The organism is Xanthovirga aplysinae (genome assembly GCF_009711365.1).
In the GTDB taxonomy this organism is placed as follows: domain Bacteria; phylum Bacteroidota; class Bacteroidia; order Cytophagales; family Cyclobacteriaceae; genus Xanthovirga; species Xanthovirga aplysinae.
This window is the reverse complement of the sequence record NZ_SMMB01000487.1, coordinates 1-1,869: the sequence shown is the minus strand read 5'-3', so window position 1 is coordinate 1,869 and position 1,869 is coordinate 1. Positions and strand designations below refer to the sequence as shown.

2 protein-coding genes are annotated in these 1,869 nt (G+C 33.4%); one reads left to right on the top strand and one right to left on the bottom strand.

Features of this window, described 5'->3' with window-relative positions:
- The first annotated feature begins 235 nt into the window (after window positions 1-235).
- The gene (locus E1171_RS02025) at window positions 236-1,411 is read left to right on the top strand and encodes a glycosyltransferase family 4 protein (protein ID WP_155203581.1); all 1,176 of its coding nucleotides are present in this window, start codon (window positions 236-238) and stop codon (window positions 1,409-1,411) included.
- A gap of 95 nt (window positions 1,412-1,506) precedes the next feature.
- On the opposite strand, the gene E1171_RS23480 is transcribed toward E1171_RS02025, so the two are convergent.
- Window positions 1,507-1,869, bottom strand: a 363-nt coding sequence (locus E1171_RS23480) for a hypothetical protein (RefSeq protein WP_187696187.1), incomplete at its 5' end; no start/stop codon positions are given.

The window sequence follows — 1,869 nt, the reverse complement described above, 5'->3', positions numbered from 1 at the left end:
TTGACAATGAAAAACAGAACCCTAAAAAGACTTCAGCAATTATATTTAAATTCTCTTCAGGAAAGTGTAAAATATTAAGAATTTAAGAATTCTTTCTTAAAAGGAAATTCCTGAATTTAATCAATTAAAGGTTATTCTATAATCAGCCAACCTTTTGAATATTTTTCCCACAAAAGTTATTCTTACCTTTCTTAATAGTATTTGTTCCCTTTTTTTAAAAAAAATATGTTTTAAGATGAAAATAGGAATTGCTGCTCCAATATCCGTTAATGCATTTTGGAAATACCTTGATCTATCTGAAGAGGAAAAGCTATTGGGTATGGGAGCTCCTTCTGTTGATAATTTGGTAAATGGACTTTTAGAAAAAGGCCATTCCGTAGCAGTATATACCCTTGATATGAGGGTGGATCAGTTAAAGATCCTGAAAGGGGACCGGTTAACCATTTATTTAGGACATTATCGTCCGGTGGGGCGCCATCGCTCACTTTCTTTTTTTTCTAAGGAAAGGAAGCAAATCAAAGAATTTATTCGTAAAGACCAGCCGGATATAGTCAATGCTCACTGGACTTACGAATATGCCTGGGCAGCTATCGATTCTGGCTATTATCATTTAATTTCATTTAACGATCATGCCGGAGAGATTTTGAAATTTAGAAAAGATTATTACAGGTTTTTAAGGTTCCTTATGGATGCTTTAGTTAGGAGGAAGGGGCAAAACTTTAATGTAAACTCTCCCTATCTTCAGCAGAAATTGGGACAGTTGGGGAAGGCGTTACCTGTTATTGCGAACCCCATTGAAGAAAACTTGATATTAGACAGGGCCAAAAAAGTAAATGGAAAGGGAGTTGTAAAGCTGATTTCCATTTTAAATGGTTGGTCCGTCCGTAAAAATGGAGATACAGCTATTGCTGCTTTTGCATTATTGAGGAGAAAATGGGGTGCAAAGGTGGAACTTCATATGTTTGGGGATGGCTTTGGTCCCCATGAAGGGGGTGAGCAATGGGCTAAGAGCAACAACTGGACACAAGGTATATATTTTCATGGTGAAGTACCTCATCAAAAACTGATGAATCAATTAGATGACTTTGATATTTTAATTCACCCTTCTCGGGAAGAATCATTTGGAAATGTTCTTATTGAGGCAATGGCCAGGGGACTGCCGGTAATTGGTGGAGAAAATTCAGGAGCAGTGCCCTATGTCCTCAACTACGGTAAAAATGGTATTCTTGTGGATATAAATTCCAAAAAAGCAATTGCCGGAGCTGTAGAAAAATTAATAACTGATGCTGATTTATATACTAATTTTAGCAATGATGGTCTGGCTTATGTACGGAATTTTTCAAAGTCAAAAATTGCTGATCAATATTTAGAACTATACCGGAATATTTTGTTAGAAAGTAAATTTAATTAGCTAAGGTTTCTTCTTTTATGTCGTCACTCTTCTAGTTTAGCAAATTATAAAAAGGGATTTTAAACTTACTTTATTTATTCCCATTTTTTGAACCTTTATTTCCTTTGTTTTGAGAGAATATAAAATCGCTTCAAGCTGAAATTTTTCCCTATTTGAAGGGTGACTTTTAAATTTCTTGTCATTAATATAAAGGCATCATTAAATTTCTTGTCTTTTAAATTTTGAACAATTAAATAATATATGTGGCTGCTTCTATGCTTTTTTGCTCTTTTCTTTAAGTATTTTTCTTCTTTAGTATTTTTCTTAAATAAGTCCCTGTATTTATTTAAAGCATATTCTGAAGTTTTGATTAATTCAAGGTAGTAGGCTTCATTTACAGTAGTTATTAGAGAGTTCTGCCTTTGTCTATACATATATAAAACATCGGCAATTAAAATTACTTTTCCTTTTTTTAGAAA

Coding starts and splice junctions, on each gene's coding strand:
- E1171_RS02025 (WP_155203581.1), top strand. CDS start 236: ATGAAAATAGGAATTGCTGCTCCAATATCCGTTAATGCATTTTGGAAA.